This window comes from Demequina sediminicola (assembly GCF_000975055.1).
Taxonomy (GTDB): domain Bacteria; phylum Actinomycetota; class Actinomycetes; order Actinomycetales; family Demequinaceae; genus Demequina; species Demequina sediminicola.
In genome coordinates, this window is sequence record NZ_BBRB01000001.1 from 503751 (window position 1) to 524105 (window position 20355).

19 protein-coding genes are annotated in these 20355 nt (G+C 62.9%); 1 reads left to right on the plus strand and 18 read right to left on the minus strand.

The features are described from left to right. Positions 1-126: 126 nt before the first annotated feature. Positions 127-1065: an EamA family transporter RarD gene (gene rarD, locus AOP79_RS02375; protein WP_062070058.1), complete on the plus strand. Its 939-nt coding sequence runs from the start codon at positions 127-129 to the stop codon at positions 1063-1065. Between the two features lie 6 nt (positions 1066-1071). On the opposite strand, the gene AOP79_RS02380 is transcribed toward rarD, so the two are convergent. The 18 genes from AOP79_RS02380 to AOP79_RS02465 form a co-directional block, all read right to left on the minus strand. Beyond that, positions 1072-1488: a hypothetical protein gene (locus AOP79_RS02380; protein ID WP_152647963.1), complete on the minus strand. Its 417-nt coding sequence runs from the start codon at positions 1486-1488 to the stop codon at positions 1072-1074. 437 nt (positions 1489-1925) lie between these two features. Next, positions 1926-2456 (minus strand): GNAT family N-acetyltransferase, encoded by a 531-nt coding sequence (locus AOP79_RS02385; RefSeq protein WP_161794210.1) that lies wholly within the window; start codon positions 2454-2456, stop codon positions 1926-1928. Positions 2457-2569: 113 nt separating this feature from the next. Continuing rightward, a complete protein-coding gene (locus AOP79_RS02390) occupies positions 2570-3601 on the minus strand; it encodes a polyprenyl synthetase family protein (RefSeq protein WP_082093287.1) in 1032 nt (343 codons plus the stop codon). Beyond that, entirely contained in the window at positions 3570-5150 is a 1581-nt protein-coding gene (nuoN, locus tag AOP79_RS02395; RefSeq protein WP_062070065.1) for an NADH-quinone oxidoreductase subunit NuoN, read from the minus strand. Before nuoN ends, AOP79_RS02390 begins: the two co-directional genes overlap by 32 nt. Further along, entirely contained in the window at positions 5147-6640 is a 1494-nt protein-coding gene (locus tag AOP79_RS02400; RefSeq protein ID WP_082093288.1) for an NADH-quinone oxidoreductase subunit M, read from the minus strand. The genes nuoN and AOP79_RS02400 overlap by 4 nt, the downstream gene beginning before the upstream one ends. Positions 6641-6643: 3 nt before the next feature. Then, positions 6644-8524, minus strand: a complete 1881-nt coding sequence (gene nuoL, locus AOP79_RS02405) for an NADH-quinone oxidoreductase subunit L (protein WP_082093289.1) — start codon at positions 8522-8524, stop codon at positions 6644-6646. Between the two features lie 3 nt (positions 8525-8527). Next, positions 8528-8827 carry an NADH-quinone oxidoreductase subunit NuoK gene (gene nuoK, locus AOP79_RS02410; protein WP_062070067.1) on the minus strand — a complete coding sequence of 100 codons (300 nt, stop codon included), beginning with the start codon at positions 8825-8827 and terminating at the stop codon, positions 8528-8530. Beyond that, complete coding sequence (locus tag AOP79_RS02415; protein WP_062070069.1) at positions 8824-9585, minus strand: NADH-quinone oxidoreductase subunit J; 762 nt, start codon at positions 9583-9585, stop codon at positions 8824-8826. Before AOP79_RS02415 ends, nuoK begins: the two co-directional genes overlap by 4 nt. Continuing rightward, complete coding sequence (nuoI, locus tag AOP79_RS02420) at positions 9578-10264, minus strand: NADH-quinone oxidoreductase subunit NuoI (protein ID WP_062070071.1); 687 nt, start codon at positions 10262-10264, stop codon at positions 9578-9580. Before nuoI ends, AOP79_RS02415 begins: the two co-directional genes overlap by 8 nt. Continuing rightward, positions 10257-11618, minus strand: a complete 1362-nt coding sequence (gene nuoH / locus AOP79_RS02425; RefSeq protein ID WP_439644664.1) for an NADH-quinone oxidoreductase subunit NuoH — start codon at positions 11616-11618, stop codon at positions 10257-10259. The genes nuoI and nuoH overlap by 8 nt, the downstream gene beginning before the upstream one ends. Further along, on the minus strand, positions 11618-14107 hold the full coding sequence (locus AOP79_RS02430) for an NADH-quinone oxidoreductase subunit G (RefSeq protein ID WP_062070073.1): 2490 nt from the start codon (positions 14105-14107) through the stop codon (positions 11618-11620). Before AOP79_RS02430 ends, nuoH begins: the two co-directional genes overlap by 1 nt. After that, positions 14104-15432, minus strand: coding sequence for an NADH-quinone oxidoreductase subunit NuoF (nuoF, locus tag AOP79_RS02435; protein WP_062070075.1), 1329 nt, complete (start codon positions 15430-15432; stop codon positions 14104-14106). The genes AOP79_RS02430 and nuoF overlap by 4 nt, the downstream gene beginning before the upstream one ends. After that, complete coding sequence (nuoE, locus tag AOP79_RS02440) at positions 15429-16082, minus strand: NADH-quinone oxidoreductase subunit NuoE (protein WP_062070077.1); 654 nt, start codon at positions 16080-16082, stop codon at positions 15429-15431. The genes nuoF and nuoE overlap by 4 nt, the downstream gene beginning before the upstream one ends. Continuing rightward, positions 16079-17422, minus strand: coding sequence for an NADH-quinone oxidoreductase subunit D (locus tag AOP79_RS02445; RefSeq protein WP_062070079.1), 1344 nt, complete (start codon positions 17420-17422; stop codon positions 16079-16081). Before AOP79_RS02445 ends, nuoE begins: the two co-directional genes overlap by 4 nt. After that, complete coding sequence (locus AOP79_RS02450; RefSeq protein WP_062071023.1) at positions 17419-18096, minus strand: NADH-quinone oxidoreductase subunit C; 678 nt, start codon at positions 18094-18096, stop codon at positions 17419-17421. The genes AOP79_RS02445 and AOP79_RS02450 overlap by 4 nt, the downstream gene beginning before the upstream one ends. Before the next feature lie 14 nt (positions 18097-18110). Then, on the minus strand, positions 18111-18662 hold the full coding sequence (locus AOP79_RS02455) for an NADH-quinone oxidoreductase subunit B (RefSeq protein WP_062070081.1): 552 nt from the start codon (positions 18660-18662) through the stop codon (positions 18111-18113). 3 nt (positions 18663-18665) lie between these two features. Next, positions 18666-19025, minus strand: coding sequence for an NADH-quinone oxidoreductase subunit A (locus tag AOP79_RS02460; protein ID WP_082093290.1), 360 nt, complete (start codon positions 19023-19025; stop codon positions 18666-18668). Between the two features lie 46 nt (positions 19026-19071). Continuing rightward, a complete protein-coding gene (locus AOP79_RS02465) occupies positions 19072-20352 on the minus strand; it encodes a geranylgeranyl reductase family protein (RefSeq protein WP_062070083.1) in 1281 nt (426 codons plus the stop codon). Between the last annotated feature and the right edge of the window lie 3 nt (positions 20353-20355).

Consider the following 20355-nt stretch of genomic DNA (forward strand, 5'->3'; position numbering starts at 1 on the left):
GGGCGGAGATGCGGGGGCGGGGCGAGCGGGCTGAGGGCAGGCCAGGCATCCACAGACTGGCACCGGAATGCAGGATCCACCCCCGGATCGGCCCGATGGAGAGCTCAGCAGTGCAACACTCAACGAGTGAACGCAACACTGTCCCGCTCCGGACTCGCCTTTGGCGCCAGCGCATACCTGGTGTGGGGAATGTTCCCCCTGCTGATGGTCGCGTTAAAGCCCGCTGGAGCAATTGAAATCACTGCGCATCGTGCCATCTGGGCGCTCGTAGTGTGCCTCATCATCGTGGCGTTGATGGGCGGCTGGGCGCGGCTGACATCGGTGCTCCGCAATCGTCGTACGGTGTTGGTACTCGCCCTCGCCGCGCTCTTTATCGGCATCAACTGGCTACTGTACGTCTACGCCACTGTCAACGATCAGGTCAATGCGGCAGCGCTGGGCTACTACATCAATCCGCTCATCACGGTCATGCTCGGCGTGGTGGTGCTTGGGGAGCGACTCCGACGAGCCCAGTTGGTGGCCATCGGAATTGCAGTGGTGGCCGTGATCGTGATTAGCGTCGGGTTGGGTGAAGTGCCATGGCTGTCGCTGGCGCTCGCCGGCTCGTTTGGGATGTACGGCTTGCTGAAGAAGCAGGTTGGCGCCTCAGTTGATGCGGTGACCGGGATGACCGTCGAGACTATGGTGCTTGCTCCCCTGGCGCTGGTGGGATTGTGGTGGATCCACGCGGCAGGGCTGCAGACCTTTGGAGTCCGGGGCGAGCCTGGCTTGGGTGTGGGCCACGATTTGCTGCTGATGTCGACAGGTATCTTCACCGCCGGTGCACTGATTCTGTTTGCTGCGGGCGCCCGGCGACTTCCGCTCTACGTGACGGGCCTTTTGCAGTACATCGCTCCGACGCTCATGTTCATCCTGGCGGTATGGCACTTCGGAGAGCCGATGCCCGTCTCACGCTGGGTGGGCTTCGCTTTGGTGTGGGTGGCGCTGGTGGTGCTGACGGTCGATGGCTTGCGTTCACGTCCCCGGAAGGCCGATGCCCGGGTGCAGCCTGCCGAGCCGGTGTGAGTCGCGCTACTGCTCTAGGGATTCGCTGCGAGCCACTAGAACATTAGGTCCGTCGTAGACCTGGAGCTCGACCTGATAGTCAGACGGAAGGTCTCCACCCACCATGTCCGCTAGGTCCGCTGCAGTCACGGTGGGTGTCGCTGTCGCCGCGACGTACATGCGGTGGCCCGACTCGTCCACCACCATCACGTACGGCTCCACAGGCGCGTCAAACTGCGCATCCACTTCATAGGTCACCTCTGCCCCGCTACCGGTGCGCTCCACCCCAGCCGGGCCCTCCGGTGGCGCAATGTCCTCTTGCCCGACCACCTCGCCATGCCACCGCACCTCCACCCGGGTCGCGCTCGCTGTCGTGCCGTAGCGAATGACGTCCGCCTGGGTGATGTCACCCTCCATCTCAGCGGAACTTGGGCCAAGAGGCACTGCTCCTGCCAGCGGCAAGCCCTCGGAATCGACGAACGTGACGATGTAGGAATCTTCGTCGCTGAACCCTGTGTTGTGGACGACACCCCCGCTGGGCTCCGCGTGAGATCGCGTGCCCTCAAAGCGAATGTGCCCTCGTCCGGCTGCCCTTCTAGCGACGCATCAAGCTCCACGAAGATCAGACCGTAGTGGTGATCGTGCATCACATCACCAGCACCTGCACTCACCGTTCAGGGGTCCAGTTGCACAACCGGCCAACACCAGCAACGCGGCGGCAAGCGGCGCCCCGCGCGCAAGCGTTCCGCCACAGCTGACACGCCTCAATGCCTGGATGACGTCATATCGCGACACTCTCCCACGCCCTATGCAACTCGTGCAATGCGCCGCTGAAGGAGCTCGCAGAACCGGCTGAGCATTGCGGCATCTGGTCGCCTGCTCTAGTCCTTGGCCGGGCGCTCCATGACCATGACCGGCACGATGTCTTTCCAGATCAACGACTCCCCCGTCGCGGTGAACCCGTGGCGCGCGTAGAACCTTAGGGCACGGTCGTTGTACGTCATGACCTCCAGACGGGCGGGCACCGCACCGGCCCACTCGTCGAAGACCCGCATGAGTCGCGACCCGAGGCCGCTGCCGTGGAGGTCTTTGCGGACGTAGATCGCTTCTAGCGAGACGTCCGCCTCCTGCCGCTCGCCGTGGAGGAACCCAACAACCTCGCCTCCCAGGTGCACCACGCGGTAGAGGACGCGCGCGGGGTCTTCCTTCTGTTGCGCGAAGACGCCCTGACGGTGCTCCGTCCCCGAGGGCTCAGCGACGAAGGCCAGGTTGTGCATAATCCACTCAGCAGTGATGCCTCGCTCGATGTTGACGTGGGTGTCCAACCACGCCTGCAGGTGCACAGGTCCGACGGCGGCGGCATCGGCTGCAGTGGGGATGTCGATCGTGGGCCCGTCGCCAGGTTCGTTCACTTTGCCCACGCTACACCAGTGCCGCGGGCGCCCCTGTAGCTGTACGGTCAGGGCGCGCGGGGCGCGGCACTCTCGCCGGGCAAGTCCAGCCAGGCGAAGGCCGGGAAACAAGGTTAGGCGGCGCGGGCGACGAGTGCCTCGGCGAACGAGTTGAGCGCATCCTTGACGGCGCCCGCAGGGAGCGAATCGATGGATTCGGACGCGCGCACTGCCCATTCACGAGCCTTCGCACTGGTCTCGTCGACCACTGGGTGACTCGCAAGCCGGGTGACGACATCCGCGAGAACCTCGTCCGAGGACAGATCCCCATCAATGTCAGCGAGCAGTTGCTCGTCTTCAGCAGTGCCTCGGCCGTCCGCGATCCGCGCACGTAGGAGCAGCACCGGCATGGTGGGAACGCCCTCACGCAGGTCTGTTCCAGGAGTCTTACCTGTCTCATCTGCGCTGGATCGAACGTCGATTACGTCATCAGCCAACTGGAACGCCACTCCGGCAAGTTCGCCGTAGCGCGTCAGGCGCTCAACGACCTGGGGCTCACATCCGGCGAACAGTGCTCCGAAGCGCGCCGACGTACCGATCAGTGAGCCGGTCTTGTCGGCCAGCACTTGAATGTAGTGATCGACGGGGTCTTCACCCTCGCGAGGTCCCACGGTCTCGTGGAGTTGACCCAGGCACAGGCGTTCAAAGGTCTGTGCCTGAATGCGCACGGCCTCGGGCCCAAGGCCTGCCACCACACGCGATGCGCGTGCGAACAGCAAGTCGCCCGTCAGAATTGCGACAGAGTTGCCCCAGACCTCGTGGGCTGCTGGCGCACCTCTACGGGTGGGAGCGGAGTCCATGACGTCGTCGTGATACAGCGTTGCGAGGTGGGTGAGTTCCACCACGACGGCGGCCTCGACCACCTCGGGACGCAGGCCGTTGCCCAGCTGTGCGGTAAGCAGGGTAAGCATGGGCCGGAGCCGCTTGCCGCCAGCATTCACCAAGTGCTTGGACGTGGAGTCCGCAAGCGAATCAGCTTGGCCGACGGCGTCCCGCAACCGCTCCTCAACAAGGTCGAGGCGCGGGGTCAGAACAGCGTCAAGCTCTTCGCTATCCAGAGGAAGTTTCATGTGATCAGCTGCCGCTGACGAGGAACACAGCGGCATCCTCCATCACGGTCAAGACACCCGCAGGCACGATGCCGAGAATCAGAGTTGCCGCGGCGGTCACGTAGATCACTGTGCGGGACAGCGGCTCCTGCTCGACAACGACCGTGTCCTCTGCGCCCTCGGGGATGTCCGTGAAGAACATCAGCACGATGAGGCGCACGTAGAAGAACGCGGCAACGGCCGATGCGATGACGGCGATGAGAACGAGGGGCCATCCGCCACCGGCTACAGCAGCGGAGAAGACCTCGAACTTACCGATGAATCCTGCGGTCAGCGGGATACCGGCGAACGACAGCAGGAACAAAGCCATTGCAGTCGCTAGCGCAGGTGAGCGCTTGGCAAGGCCAGCCCACTGTCCGAGACGCACCGCTTCAGCCCCGGCGCCGCCTTCAGCGCTACGCTCGCGCACCTGCGTGATGATGGCGAACGCTCCGATGGTGGCGAGGCCATAGGTCAGCAGGTAGAACGGCAGTGCGGAGATGGCTTGCTGTTCGAGCCCGGCGAAGGCCACGAGGATGAATCCAGCGTGAGCGACTGCCGAGTAGGCCAGCATGCGCTTGATATCGGTCTGGACAAGCGCCAGCACGGTGCCGACTGCCATCGACACGATCGCGACGGCCCAGAACATCCATGACAGTTCCCACTCGAGGGGGGCGAACGCAAGATACATCACACGTACGAGTGCCGCAGTGGCCGCCGCCTTGGTCGCAGCGCCCATGAAGGCTGTGACTGGGGTAGGTGAGCCCTGGTAGACGTCGGGAACCCACGAGTGGAATGGTGCGGCACCGATCTTGAACATGAGTCCCACGAGCACCATGACGGCACCAGTGAGCAGGATTCCGTCCTTGTCACCGATGACGTTGACGGCGATACCGATCGATGCCATATCCGTCTGGGTGGTCGCGCCGTAAATGAGTGCGGCACCGAAGAGGTAGAACGCGGAGGAGAAGGCTCCCAGAAGGAAGTACTTCAGCGCGGCTTCCTGTGAGAGGAGCCTGCGACGGCGTGCAAGCGCCACCAGGATGTAGAGCGGTAGCGAGAACAGTTCCAGCGCGACGAACAGGAAGATCAGGTCCGTGATGCAGGTGAACAGCATCATGCCACCTACGGCGAACAGTGCCAGCGGGAACACCTCGGTGACTTTGAGTCCCGCACGGCGTGCGAGTTTCTCTTCCACCGAGCCCGGCGGCACGGAACCCAGAGCAGTGAAGGACTCCTCCCCTGCGCTGGTGCGCGAGGCGAACAGCAGTACGCTCAGGAAGCCGAAAATCACCAGCATCAGTTGCCATACGAGCGACTGCCCGTCGACGGTGATCTTGGTAGCCATGACTTCTGTTCCTGCGGAACCGTCGAGCGCCATCCACTGGGCGACGATGGCCACGCCGGCAACGATGAGCGCGGCACCGCTGAGCCACAGTTGCGTCACTCTACGCAGGTGGGGGCTCTTGACGAAGGACTCGACGAGCACGCCAACAGCAGCGGCTCCCAGGACGATCATGATGGGCAACAGTGGTGCCCATGCGATCTCGGGGGTCACGAAGTTCACGCGTTCGCCTCCTCGATGGTGACGTGCGCCACTGTGTCAGCAGCTGGTTGTCGCACGTAGTCAATGGCTAGACCCGGAACGAATCCGAGGATGAGCATGGCAACGATCAGCGGCCAGACGACCAACTTCTCTCGCAATGTCATCTCTCGAGTCTTCTCACTGCCAGGCAGCGTGGGTCCGGTGAAGACCTTCTTGTAAGTCAGCAGGATGTACAGCGCGGCCAGCACCACAGAAATCGCGGAAACGATCACAGCGGCCTTGGCCACAGGGTAGGCGCCGACGAACACCATGATTTCGGAGACGAAGGGCGACAGACCTGGCAGCGCGGCTGCGGACATACCGACGATGAGGAACGATCCTGCGAACACGGGGATGACCTTCTGGAGGCCGCCGTAGTCGGCGAGGTCCGCGCTGCCCGTGCGTTCGATCAGGAAGCCCACGAGGAAGAACAGCGCCGCCGTGGAGAGTCCGTGATTGAACATGTAGAGCGCAGCACCCTCGACGGAGGTCTGCTGGAAGGCAAAGATACCGAGGATCATCACACCGAAGTGGCTGACGGAGGTGAAGGCCACGAGGCGCATCATGTTCTTCTGCCCGATGGCCAAGAGAGCTCCGTAGATGACCGAGATCACGGCGAGGACGATGATGACCGGCGCGGCCCACTGCGATGCGTTGGGGAACATCACGAGACACAGCGCCAGCATGCCGAACGTACCGATCTTGTCCAGGACCGCGACCAAGAGCGCGGTGGTGCCTGGGCGTGCTTCTTCGGCGACGGTGGGCAGCCACGTGTGCAGCGGCACCATGGGCGCCTTGATCGCAAAGGCGATGAAGAAGCCGAGGAACAGCAGACGCTCGGTGGTGGCAGACATCTCGAGACCGGTGAGGTTGTCGATCAGGAATCCCTGGTCTCCTCCGGGGCCCACAAAGTACAGCGCGACGACGGCGACCAGCATGATGAGTCCACCGACAAGCGAGTACAGCAGGAACTTCACTGCGGCGTAGCGGCGCTGTGCGCCACCGAAGCCACCGATCAGGAAGTACAACGGCACGAGCATCGCCTCAAAGAGGACGTAGAACAAGAAGACGTCGCGGGCGGCGAAGATGCCGATCATGAATGCCTGGCTCAGCAGGATCAATGCCAGGTAGTGGCGGCGGCGGTTCTCGTCTTTTTCCTCGCGCCAGCCAGCCATGATGGCCAGGGGTACCAAGATGACGGCAAGTGCGATCATCAGAAGCCCGATGCCGTTGACGCCTACGGCCCAGGAGGCGCCGATCTGGGGAATCCACGAGGTGGTCTGCTCGAACTGGAAGGCGCCGGCATCGGCCTTATCGAACTGTGCCGCCATGGCGACGAACAGCACGGCCACCAGCAGCGTGACGCCCAGTGCGATTTCGCGGGCCTTGCCGCGTGCTCCTTGTGGGAGTGCCCACAGCAGGGCTGCGCCCACTGCAGGTACGGCGATGAGAACTGTCAGGAAGGGGAACACGGTTTACATACCCCCCAGCACGATGACAAGTGCAATCAAGACGACTCCTACGAGCATGGTCAGGGCGTAGGAACGCACCTGGCCAGTTTGAAGCTTGCGGGACGATTCGCCCAGGCGAGCCCAACCGCGAGCTTGCTTGTTGACGGCGCCATCGACAATTGCCGCGTCTCCGTACACAAGCGTGCGGGTGAGGTGCTGGCCGGGACGCTGGAACACAGCGCGGTTGACCGAGTCCTGGAAGAAGTCGTTGCGCGCTGCGATGGTGACGAGCGAGCCTGCGGGTGCTTCCTCGGGGACGTCGGCGCGCCCGTACTTCATCCAGGCGATGACGGTGCCCACGAGCACCAAAGCCAAAGTAAGGCCGATGATCACGGGGATCGCAATCACGGGGTCGTGGTGTTCGGCGTGTCCGGTGACTGGCTCCAGGAAGTGCGCGAAGCGGTCGCCGGTGGCGAGGAACAGACCGAGGAACGCCGAGCCGACAGCCAGGATCATCATCGGAATGGTCATCAGGAGTGAGGACTCGTGCGGGTGCGCGTCGTCAGTCCAACGGGCCTTGCCGTGGAACGTCATGAAGAACAGACGCGACATGTAGAACGCGGTCAGGCCTGCACCCACCAGTGCGGCTCCACCGAGAACCCATGGCTGCCATCCGTCGCCCACAAATGCGGCTTCGATGATTTTGTCCTTGGACCAGTAGCCGGAGAACGGCGGGATGCCGAGAATTGCGAGCCACCCCAGACCGAAGGTCACCCAGGTGATGACCATGACACCACGCAACGCACCGAAGCGTCGCATGTTGACCTGGTCGTTCATGGCGTGCATGACGGATCCGGCCCCGAGGAACATGCCGGCCTTGAAGAAGCCGTGGGTCACGAGGTGGAAGATCGCGAAGGCGTAACCGATGGGGCCCAGGCCCGCGGCCAACATCATGTAACCGATCTGGGACATCGTGGAGGCGGCGAGCGCCTTCTTGATGTCGTCCTTGGCCATACCGATGAACGCACCGAGCAGCAGGGTGATGGCACCGACGACGGCGACCACCAGTTGCGCATTGGGCGCACCGTTGAAGATCGGTGCGGAACGCACGATGAGGTAGACACCGGCGGTCACCATGGTGGCGGCGTGGATCAGTGCGGATACTGGCGTGGGGCCAGCCATCGCGTCTCCGAGCCACGATTGCAGTGGGAACTGTGCCGACTTACCGCAGGCGGCAAGCAGCAGAGCCAGGCCGATGGCGGTGAGGGTGGCCGTGGATGCTTCCGGGGCCTCAGCAAAGACCGTGGTGAAGTCGAGTGCACCGAAGGCGGCGAACATCATTCCCATCGCGATGATGAGGCCGATGTCACCGATGCGGTTCACTACGAATGCCTTGTTGGCTGCGGTGGCGTATTCGTTCTTCTGGTTCCAGAAGCCGATCAGCAGGTACGAGGCAAGGCCCACACCTTCCCAACCGAAGAACAGCAACAGGTACGAGTCTGCGAGCACCAGCAGCAGCATGGCTGCGATGAACAGGTTGAGGTATGCGAAGAAGCGTCGGCGTGCGGGATCGTGCTCCATGTACGCCACGGAGTAGATGTGGATGAGCGTTCCGACGAAGGTGATGAGCATCACGAACGTGATGGACAGCGGGTCCACAAGCAGACCGACGTCAACACTCAACTCGGAGCCGGGAATGAACTCCCACAGCGTCAGCGTCGTGCCGGGGTGGGCTCCACCTTCGGAAATCATCTCCATCAGCGCGCCAGCGCCAATCAAGAAGGCCGCCGAGGAGGCGATGACGCCTACCCAGTGACCCCACGCATCTGCCCTGCGGCCGGCCAGCAGCAAGATTGCTGCGCTGGCCAGCGGAATGGCGATGGCGAGCCAGATCAGTGACTGCATTCCCTACCCCTTCAGCTCGGCGGGTTCGTCGAGCGAGATGGTCTGACGTGCGCGGAACACGGTGATGATGATCGCCAGCCCCACAACAACTTCAGCGGCCGCGACCACCATGACGAAGAACGCCATGATTTGTCCGTCCAGGTGCCCGTAAATCTTGGAGAACGCCACCAACGCAAGGTTGGCTGCGTTGAGCATGAGTTCCACACCCATGAAGGCGACGATCGCGTTGCGGCGCAGCAAGACTGCCGCGGAGCCGATCGAGAAGAGGATCGCCGCAAGGATGACGTAGTTCATCGGGTTCATTTGTCGTCACCGTCCTTGGATTCTGCGACATTGCCCGGATGCCCTGGATCCTCCAGTTGCGCGCGGAACTCTGCTCCGTCTTGCGTCTGGCTGCGGATCTTAAGGACACGCGACACCGAGTGCTCGATGGGCTTGCCCTCGGGGTCGAGTGCGGGAATGTCGAGCGCGTTGTGACGGGCGTAGACACCGGGCATCGGCTTGTTGACCGGGTCTGCGCCGGCAAGGACGCGAGCCTTGGCCACATCGACCTGAGCACGACGTGGCTTGAGACGCGGCACATGGGTCAGAACCAGTGCGCCAACTGCGGAGGTAATGAGCAGGAAGCCCAGCACTTCCATGACGAGCACATAGTCCTCGAACAGTTGGATGGCGATCGGGTATGGGTCACCGACGGGGCCTTCGTTGCGGGGTTGCACAGTGACTTTGCCGATGACCGCGATCAGCAGGATCGCGAGGCCGATGGATCCCGCGAACGCGATCCACTTCTGTCCCTTGATGGTTTCCTTGAGGTCCTCGGTGCTGTCCACACCGACGAGCATCAGCACGAAGAGGAACATCATCATGACCGCACCGGTGTAGACGACGATCTGCACGACGCCCAGGAATGGGGCGCCGAGCCCCACATAGGCGGCTGCGAGACCGACCATCACGGTGACGATGGACATGGCGATGTGCACGGGACGCTTCGCAAACAGCAGGCTCAGTGACGGAATCACCGTCATCACAGCCACGATCCAGAACAACACCTCGTTAACCACGGGCGCTCTCCGCCTTCCGGTTCTCGGGAAGAGTGGGCTCCTCGGGACGGTTCTCACGAACCCAGTCCACCTGCTCGTCCACTACCTGGGTCACATCACCCTTGTAGTAGTCGTCGTCGACAGTGCCGGGAACCATCGGGTGAGGCGCGTTGAGCATGCCGTCCTCGAGGGGTGCCAGCAGGTCCTGCTTCTCGTAGATCAGTCCCTCACGCGTGGGGCCAGCCAACTCGAAGTCGTTGGTCATGGTCAATGCGCGCGTGGGGCAGGCCTCGATGCACAGGCCGCAGAAAATGCAGCGTAGGTAGTTGATCTGGTAGACGCGGCCGTAGCGCTCTCCTGGAGAGAACTGCGCGTCGGGAGTGTTCGAATCCGCTTCAACGTAGATAGCGTCCGCGGGGCACGCCCACGCACACAGTTCACAGCCGATGCACTTCTCGAGCCCGTCCGCGTACCGGTTGAGCTGGTGACGGCCGTGGTACCGGGGCATCGCGGTGTCTTGGTTCTCCGGGTACTGCTCGGTGACAGTTGGCTTGAAGAAGTTACGGATGGTCACACCGAAACCAGCGACCGGGGCAAAGACCTTGCCTACTGCGCTGGGCTCGGGGAAGTTCGACACGAACTGCTCGGACTTGCCGTCGCGTTCGCGGTTCACCTTCCATACGTCATCTGACTCAGTCATCGTCGCCTCCTTCGGTGGCGGCTCGGCTGGCACTTGCCTCAACGGTGCGACCCGATCGAGGCGAGGGGGGCAAAGTCTGGTGCGGTAGCGGCGGCACGGGGTATCCGCCCGCAAACGCGTCGAGCACCTCGGGCTCGGGATCCGTTTCTTCTGGCTTCTTGGAATCCTTGGCGTCCTTCACGAAGCTGATCACGGAGATCGTGAGGAGAATTCCGACAAGTCCAGCGACAGCGTCGTAGACCGCAAGGTCGCGACCCCACGAGTCGAAGATCTGACGGCCAACGGAGAAGAACACCAGCCAGCCCAGACCCACGGGGATCAGGACCTTCCAGCCGAGCTTCATGAACTGGTCGTAGCGGAAACGCAGTACTGAGCCACGGATCCACACGAACAGGAACATCAGTAGCCAGATCTTGATGATCAGCCAGATCGGGGCAAGCCACCAGGAGTTGAGGAACTCGCCGCCCACCCAGTCCATAGGCCACGGCGCATGCCATCCACCCAGGAACAGTGTGGCTGCGACAGCCGACACGTTAATCATGTTCATGTACTCGGCGAGGAAGAACCACGCGAACTTCATCGACGAGTACTCAGTCATGAAGCCTGCCACCAGCTCGCCCTCGGCCTCGGGGAGGTCGAACGGCAGACGGTTGGTCTCACCAATCATCGAAATGACGTAGAGGACAAACGCTGGGAACAGGGGCCAAATCCACCATCGCGCATCTTGAGATTCGACGATGCCGGAGGTCGACATGGTCCCGGCCAGCAGGAACACGGTGACGAGCGAAAGGCCCATCGCCAACTCGTACGAGATGACCTGGGCCGTGGAACGAATGGCACCCATCAGCGGGTAGGTGGAGCCCGAGGCCCAACCACCAAGAACGATGCCGTACACACCGACTGCTGCGCAGGCAAGGATGTACAGCACTGCGACCGGGAAGTCAGTAAGTTGCATGGCCGTGGTGATGTCCGTTCCCGGAATCGTCACCACGGGGCCAAAAGGAATCACAGCAAAGATCAGGAACGCAGAGAACACGGAGATCATCGGCGCAGCGATGTACAGCACCTTGTCCGCGGCCCGCACGGTGATGTCTTCCTTAAACATCAACTTCATCGCGTCAGAGACGGACTGCAGCAAACCAAAGGGTCCCAGACGGTTGGGGCCGGGGCGCAACTGCAAACGACCGATGACGCGGCGCTCAAACCACACAGCGAACAGCACGCTGAGCAGCAAGAAGATCAGCAGACCGACGGCCTTGACGATCGGAATCCACAACGCGTCGTCCGCGAGGGCTTCCATGGTGTCGACCGGAACTCCGCCCGGGTCAACCGCAGTCAACAACGATGACACCATCACACGCCTCCCTTAACCATGACGCGAGCTCCCGGCTCAACACCGAGTTCCTGTGCCACCCACGAACCGGGCGACTTCGCTGGCACCCACACCACACCATCGGCCATCTCCGTGATGACGACAGGGAGTTCGAGTGCGCCCGTCTGCGTTGAGACCGTGACGAGACCGTCCTTGACGCCCACGGCATCGGCTGTCTTGGCGGACAAACGCGCCACTGCGGTGCGGCCGGTTCCTGCAAGGTAGGGCTCGCCGTCCTGTAGCGCGCCTTCGTCAACCATGAGGTGCCACGACGCCAGGATGAGTTCTTCGCCAGGCTTCGCGTCGACCTTGGGGGCGTCGATCTTGGGGGCTGCGGGACGGTGCTTGGTCGCCGCGGCGCCGAGCGCACCGAGCTGCTGGGAAACATCCCCCACCGTCGCGGTATTCAGCGTGACGCCAAGTTCGCGAGCAAGGATGTCGAGCACACGGTGGTCCGACATTGCATCGGTCTTGAGTGCCGTGGCGAATCCGCGCAGACGCCCTTCCCAGTTCACAAACGTGCCGGACTTTTCTGACGGCGGTGCAACAGGCAACACGACATCGGCGTACTCCGCGACCTCGGTGCGACGCACTTCGAGGGACAGGACAAAGCCCGTACGCTCCAGAGCGGCTGAGAGGTTGCTGGTGAGGTCGGACGGCGTCACACCACCGACGATGAGCGCATCGACCTTGCCCTGGTGGGCGGCAGCGATGATGTCGGCTGCACCACGTCCCTGCTTTCCGGGAAGTGCGTCGACTCCCCAGGCTTTCGCCACAGCGTCACGGGCCGATGCCTCGGACACCGCACGGCCGCCCGGCAAGAGACCAGGGAGAGCGCCCGCTTCGACGGCTCCACGTTCTCCAGCGCGGCGCGGAATCCACACCAGCTTGGCACCCGTGCGCTTGGCCAGCGCCAGTGCCTGCGTGAACGCTCCGGGCGAACCCGCGAGGCGTTCACCAACGATGATGACGGAGCCGGCTTCCTTGAGTGCTTCCGAAGCTGCGGTCGAGCCCTTCACTGCGGCGAGCGCCTTGCCTTCACCACCGGGTGCGGTGGAGAGCAGGGTCGCGTCGAGCTTCTCTGCACCACGGCTGAGGAACGGTGCCACGGTGAAGACCTGCTGACGTCCCAGCGCCTTGCGCAGACGCAGGAAGACGATGCCGCCCTCATCTTCAGGCTCGAAGCCCGCCATGAGCACAGCGGGAGCCTTCTCGAGGTCGCCGAAAGTGACGCCCAAGCCCGTGGCCGCTACCGAGGAACCTAGGAAGGCCTCTTCCTCGTCGGACGCGGTGCGAGTGCGGATGTCGACATCATTGGTGTCGAGAACCAGGCGCGCAAACTTTTGGTAGGCGTAGGCGTCTTCCATGGTGAGGCGACCACCGGGGAGCACTGCTGCGCCCTGAGCGTCCTCACCAGTGATGGCGGCACGCAGGCCCTTGGCGGCTGCGGCGAGAGCATCGGGCCATGAAGCCTCGTGCAACTCACCGTCGTCACCGCGGACCAGGGGTCGCGTGATGCGGTCGTTAAGGTTCTGCCACGAGAACGCGAAGCGGTCCTTGTCAGTAATCCACTCTTCGTTGACCACTGGGTCATTGTCCGCAAGGCGGCGCAGGATCTTGCCACGACGGTGGTCGGTGCGCAGCGCGGCGCCTGACGAGTCGTGCTCGGAAATGCCGGGGCTCGAGACGAGGTCGAACGGACGCGAGCGGAACCGGTAGGAGGCGCTGGTGAGCGCGCCCACTGGGCAGATCTGCACCGTGTTGCCGGAGAAGTATGAGGAGAATGCGCGGCCGGACTCGTCTTCCGCCGCGACACCGATGGGCTCGTAGCCATCGAACTCGAGAACGTCCTCGTTAAACGTTCCGATCTGCTGCATCGCGCCGCGGTTCTGCAGGTCGATGAACGCGTCGCCGGCGATCTCCTTGGAGAAGCGGGTGCAACGCTGGCACAGGATGCAACGCTCACGGTCGAGGAGGATCTCAGAGCTGAGGGCGAGGGGCTTTTCGAAGACGCGCTTGACGTCAATGAAGCGGCTCTCTGGGCGGCCGTTGCTCATGGCCTGGTTCTGCAGAGGGCATTCGCCGCCCTTGTCGCAGACGGGGCAGTCCAGCGGGTGGTTGATGAGCAGCAGCTCCATCACACCCTCTTGAGCCTTCGCGGCGGTCTCCGACGAGTGCTGGGTGTTGACGATCATGCCGTCCATCACCGTCATCGTGCACGATGCCTGGGGCTTGGGGAACGGACGAACGTTGCCCTCGCGGTCCGGTGCGGCAACATCCACGAGGCACTGGCGGCAGGCACCGGCAGGCTTCAGCAACGGGTGGTCGCAGAAGCGGGGAATGTCGATACCGACCTGCTCGGCAGCGCGAATGATCAACGTTCCCTTGGGAACGGTCACCTCAGAGCCGTCGATCGTCAGTGAGACGGTGTCGACCACTGCTGGGGTGGCTTGGTCCGCGGTCGAGGTCATGCGTGGGCCTCCTCAGTCGCCTTCGTGCTCTCGGTGACCTCAAAGAGGGCCGATGCGGAGTGGTCGAACGGGCACGCACCATCAGTGATGTGCTGCTCGAACTCCTCGCGGAAGTACTGGATGGAACTGGAGATACAGCTGGTAGCACCGTCGCCGAGGGCACAGAATGCGCGGCCCAGGATCGACTCACAGGTGTCGAGTAGCTGCTGGATGTCGGCGTCAACTCCCTGGCCACCCTCGACCCGCTTGAGGATCTGGGTGAGCCAGAAGGTGCCTTCACGGCACGGGGTGCACTTGCCGCAGGACTCGTGCTTGTAGAACTCGGTCCAGCGGGTCACGACGCGCACCACACAGGTGGTCTCGTCGAAGATTTGGAGGGCGCGGGTACCGAGCATCGAACCGGCTGCCCCTACAGACTCGTAGTCGAGCGGGGTGTCGAGGTGCTCGTCGGTGAAGATCGGCGTCGAGGAACCACCGGGGGTCCAGAACTTCAGCTTCTTGCCGCCGCGCATGCCGCCGGCCATCTCGAGGAGTTCACGCAAGGTGATCCCAAGCGGTGCCTCGTACTGTCCGGGGCGCTCAACGTGGCCGGACAGGGAAAACAGACCCATGCCCTTGGAGCGTTCGGTGCCCATCGAGGTGAACCATTCCACGCCACGATCGATGATGGCCGGGACGGAGGAGATGGACTCCACGTTGTTGACCACCGTGGGGCGGGCATACAGACCCGCGACTGCGGGGAACGGCGGCTTCAGTCGGGGCTGACCGCGGCGTCCTTCCAGCGAGTCCAGGAGTGCGGTCTCTTCACCACAAATGTAGGCACCGGCACCGGCGTGAACTGTGACGTCGAGGTCGAAGCCAGAGCCGTGGATGTTCTTGCCCAAGTGTCCGGCGTCGTAGGCCTCGCGCACGGCCTGCATGAGGCGACGGTAGACGTGGGTGACCTCGCCGCGCACGTAGATGAAAGCGTGGTTGCAGCCGATCGCATAGGACGTGATGGCCACACCCTCAACAAGCACCTGTGGCGCCGAGAGCATGGTCGGAATGTCCTTGCAGGTTCCTGGCTCGGACTCGTCAGCGTTGACCACGAGGTAGCGGGGGCCGCCATCGTCGGGGGGCAGGAAGCCCCACTTCATGCCGGTCGGGAAGCCCGCACCGCCGCGGCCGCGGAGACCGGAGTCTTTCACGGCCTGGATAATGTCTGCCTTGTCCATGCCGAGCGCTTTCTTGAGCGCACGGTAGCCGCCGTGTTCCTCATACGTGGAGAGCTTCCACGACTGCTCGGCATCCCACGTGGCCGAGAGCACTGGGGTCAGATCAGTCACTTGCTTTCCTTCCAGCCCTGCTCGCGTGCGACTTTGAGGCCCACCAGCGTGGGCTCGCCCACACCTTGGTCCTCGTCAACCTTGCCGTCTTCGAAACCGGCGAGCACTCGCTCGGTCTCCTTGAACGTCGAGACCTTGTTGGGGCCACGGGTTGGCTTGACGTCGCGGCCTTCGAGGATGTCATCCACGACACGCAGTGCGCGGTCGGGCGTCATGTTGTCGAAGAACTCCCAGTTGACCATCATCACGGGTGCGTAGTCGCACGCCGCGTTACATTCGATGCGCTCCAGCGAGATCTTGCCGTCCGCGGTGGTCTCGTCGTGGCCTACGCCGCACTTGTCTGACAGTTGGCGCCAAATCTCGTCGCCACCCATCGTCGCGCACAGAGCCGTGGTGCACACGCCCACCTGGTACTCGCCGTTGGGGCGGCGCTTGTACTGGGTGTAGAACGTTGCAACTGCTGAGACCTCGGCGCTTGTCAGATCCACGGCATCGGCGCAAAACGCGATGCCGTCGGGGCTGACGTAACCGTCGACCGATTGCACGAGGTGCAGCAGGGGCAGCAACGCGGAGCGCTGCACTGGGTAGCGACCCAGAATCTCGTCGGCATCCTTGCGCAGCTGCGCGAGGGTGTCTGCGTCGTAGGTCATCGGTCTACGCCTCCCAGAACCATGTCGATCGATGCGATGGCGACCACGACATCGGCTACCTGTCCGCCTTCGCACATGAGCGAGAGCGCCTGCAGGTTGTTGAAGCCGGGGTCACGGAAGTGTGCACGCCACGGCTTGGCGCCGCCGTCAGACACGAGGTGCACACCCAGTAGACCCTTGGGTCCCTCAGTTGCCTGGTAGACCTGGCCTGCGGGCACGTCGAAGCCTTCGGTGACGAGCTTGAAGTGGTGGATGAGTGCTTCCATCGACTCGCCCATGATGTGGCGAATGTGCTCGGGCGAGTTGCCCTGACCGTCGCCACCGATGGATAGCTGAGCGGGCCACGCAATCTTCTTGTCGGCGACCATGACAGGGCCGTCGCCGAGTGCTTCGAGACGGTCGGCACACTGCTCGACGATCTTGAGCGACTCGTAGCACTCCTCCATGCGCAGGACCATACGAGCCCAGGCATCCGCGTCGGTCGAGGTCGGGACCTGGAAGTCGTAGGTCTCGTATCCGCAGTACGGGTCGGACTTGCGCAGGTCGTATGGCAGGCCTGTGGCACGCAGAATCGGGCCGGTAATGCCCAACGACATGGCGGAGGGGAGGTCCACGACGGCGACATTCTTCAGACGGCCCTTGAGGATCGGGTTTTCCATCTGCAGCGCGACCAACTCGTCAAGGCGCAGACGCACCTGAGGAATCATGTCGCGAATGGCCTTGATGCCGCCCTCGGGGAGGCCCTGTGCCACACCGCCGGGACGGATGTACGCGTTGTTGGTGCGCAAACCGGTGATCATTTCGATCACCTTGAAGGTTTCTTCACGACCAATGAAGCTGGTGGTCATGATAGTGGTGGCGCCCAGTTCGTTACCACCGGTGCCGATGGCAACCAGGTGTGAGCCGATGCGGGTCAGCTCTGACATCAGGACACGCAAGATCGAGGCGCGCTCAGGGATGTCGTCAGTGATGCCCAAGAGCTTCTCGATACCGAGGCAGTAGACGAGTTCCTGTGCCATGGAGGCCACGTAGTCCATACGGGTGCAGAACGTCACGCCCTGCGTCCACGTGCGGTATTCCATGTTCTTTTCAATACCGGTGTGGAGATAGCCGATGCCGGCACGGGTTTCCGTGACCGTCTCACCTTCGATCTCGAGCATGACGCGGAGCACGCCGTGCGTCGAAGGGTGCTGGGGGCCCATGTTCATGACGATGCGCTGTTGGCCGAGGCGGACTGCCTCTTCGACAGTCTCGGACCAGTCCGCGCCGTACACGTTGTACTCGGGGACGTCGGGATCCTCGGTAAACGCGCCAGTGGCCTGTGCGGTGGGGTTGTTCATCGGTACTGCCTCCGCTCGCCGGGCGAATCTACTTCGGCGCCCTTGTATTCGATCGGGATGCCGCCCAAGGGGTAGTCCTTGCGTTGCGGGTGGCCGACCCAGTCGTCTGGCATTTCAATGCGTGCCAGTGACGGGTGGCCGTCGAAGATGATGCCGAAGAAGTCCCAGGTCTCGCGTTCGTGCCAGTTGTTCATCGGGTAGATGCTGCACACGGAGGGAATGTGGGGGTCGTTCTCGTCGACCGCAACTTCAACGCGCAGGTGGCGGTTGTGCGTAATGGACAGCAGTGGGTATGCGGCGTGGAGCTCGCGGCCCTTGTCTGCTGGGTAGTGGACGCCGGAGACGCCGAGGCACATTTCGAAGCGCAGGTCTTGGTCGTCGCGCAGGTGGGTGACAACTTCCAGTAGGTGCTTGGCGGCGATGTAAAGCGTCAGTTCGCCACGGTCAACGACCACCGACTCAATAGCCTCGTCGGCACGGTCGCCCAGCAACTCCGTGAGGATGTCAACGACACCGTCGAACCATTCGCCATAGGGGCGTTCGGTCGCGCCGGGCATCGGCACTGGCTTGATGAGTCCGTCGAAGCCGGAAGTGTCACCCTTCGCGGAGAACAGTCCCTCACGAACGTTGATGAGGGTCAGCGGCTCGCGGCCCTGCGGCTCTACAGCCTGCATGTCCTGGGAATCGGTCACCGCAGCAGACCCTTCTGATCGGAGGTCGGGGTGGCCTTGAGGGCAGCGGCCTCGGCGGCGGCTGCGATCTGGCGGCGGTTCTCGCCCATCGGCGTGGTCTTGACCTGCTCCTGCAACTCGAGAAGCGCGTTGATCAGCATCTCTGGGCGGGGCGGGCAGCCAGGGAGGTAGATGTCAACGGGAACCACGTGGTCGACACCCTGAACGATGGCGTAGTTGTTGAACATGCCGCCCGATGATGCACAGACACCCATAGAGAGGACCCACTTGGGGTTGGCCATCTGGTCGTAGACCTGGCGGACGATCGGTGCCATCTTGTTGGACACACGGCCAGCGACGATCATGATGTCGGCCTGGCGGGGGGAGCCTCGGAAGACCTCGGAGCCGAACCGGGAGATGTCGAACCGGGACGTACCCGTACCCATCATCTCGATCGCACAGCACGCGAGTCCGAACGTTGCTGGCCACAGCGAGCCCGCACGGGCCCAGCCAACAAAGTTCTCGACAGTGCCGAGCATGAACGGAGGTGCGCTTTCTTCAATACCCATAAGTCAGTCCCACTCAAATCCGCCGCGGCGCCACTCATACACAAAGGGAATCGTGATGAGGGCGAGGAAAGTCATGATTGCAATGAGGCCGAACCATCCCAATGCCCCGTGCGCGACAGCCCACGGGTAGAGGAAGACGACCTCGATGTCGAAGATGATGAATGTCATGGCCACGAGGTAGTACTTGATTGGCACACGACCGCCGCCACTGGCTCCGGGCGTGGGCTGCAGGCCAGACTCGTACTGGTCAACCTTGGCGGAGTTGTAGCGCTTGGGACCAGTCAGGTTGCTGATCACCAGGCCCGCTATCGCCATCAGCGCGGCAACGCAGACCATCACCACGATGGGGACGTAGGGATTCACTGGTCGACTCCTTTGTTCGCTTGCTCGGGACTGGGGTGCACCATCATCATGCCGCTGGTGCCACCTTAGTGAGAGTGACCATCAGGCGATCGGCCCAGTCCCCTCCGCTCGGTTCGTAGACGTCCGCTAGCAGTTTATGCGTAAAGTGCATCACTAGGGGGCGAGGTAGACCGTATCGCGTACACAGCCGCATGACGGACGGATGGTCAATCAGTTCGGCGAAAACGCGGCCGAGTGAGAAGTATCCGCCCAGGTCTTCCTTCATTTGGTCGGCATAGCTTTCAAGCGCCGCTTCCCGGGCGCCATCGGTGCGAGCTTCGCGCCACGCCACCACTGCTTCGCTGGCTCGGCGCGCAGACTGCATGGCGTATGCGATGCCCTCCCCGTTGAAGGGGCTGACCATTCCACCGGAGTCGCCTACCAGCATCAGGCCGGGAACGTAGTGGGGCTGACGGTTGAAGGCCATGGGGATCGCAGCGCCTTGGACCTTGCTGACTGGGGCGTCGGGGTCGATACCCCAGTCCTTGAGGTCTTCACGCACCCAGTTGTCAAAGAGCGCACGGTGGTCGAGTCCTGACGGTGCACCGTTGGGGCTCAGTGTTCCTAGGCCGATGTTCGCGGTGCCGTCGCCGAGCGGGAAAATCCAGCCGTAGCCGGGCAGGAGGTGGGATTCGCTGTCACGGATGGTGAGGTGTCCCTCCATCCACTCTTCGTCGTGGCGAGGTGTTTCGAAGTATGTGCGGACGGCCACACCCATCGGCCGGTTGTCCATACGCTCCATACCGAGGCCGAGCGCGATACGTGCGCTCACACCATCGGCCGCGATCACGAGCGGAGCGCTGTAGGTGACTTCGTCGCCAACCTTGCGCCCCTTCTCGTCCGTGGCCTTGGCGGTAACGCCGATGACACGGCCGGTGAGGTCGTCGCGTACTGAGCCGGTGACGAACCAGCCTTCGCGGATGTCTGCGCCGGCTGAGCGGGCGTGTTCCGCGAGTGTGTGGTCAAAACTGGAGCGGGTGAGGCTCAGCCCATAGTTGGGGAACGACTCTTGCTCGTGCCACGGGAACTCGAGCCGGTGGCCGCCGCCCACCATGCGCAATCCCCAGTTGGGGATCCATCCGTCTTCGCGGGGCGTTGGGAGATTAAGAAGTTGCAGCTCCTTGACGGCCTTGGGCGTCAGACCGTCGCCGCAGACCTTCTCGCGCGGGAAACGGGACTTCTCCAAAGCGATGACATTAAAGCCTTCGCGTGCCAAGTAGTACGCGACAGCGGAGCCTCCAGGCCCAGCGCCCACCACGATTACATCGGCTTGCGTTTTCACGCCCATAGC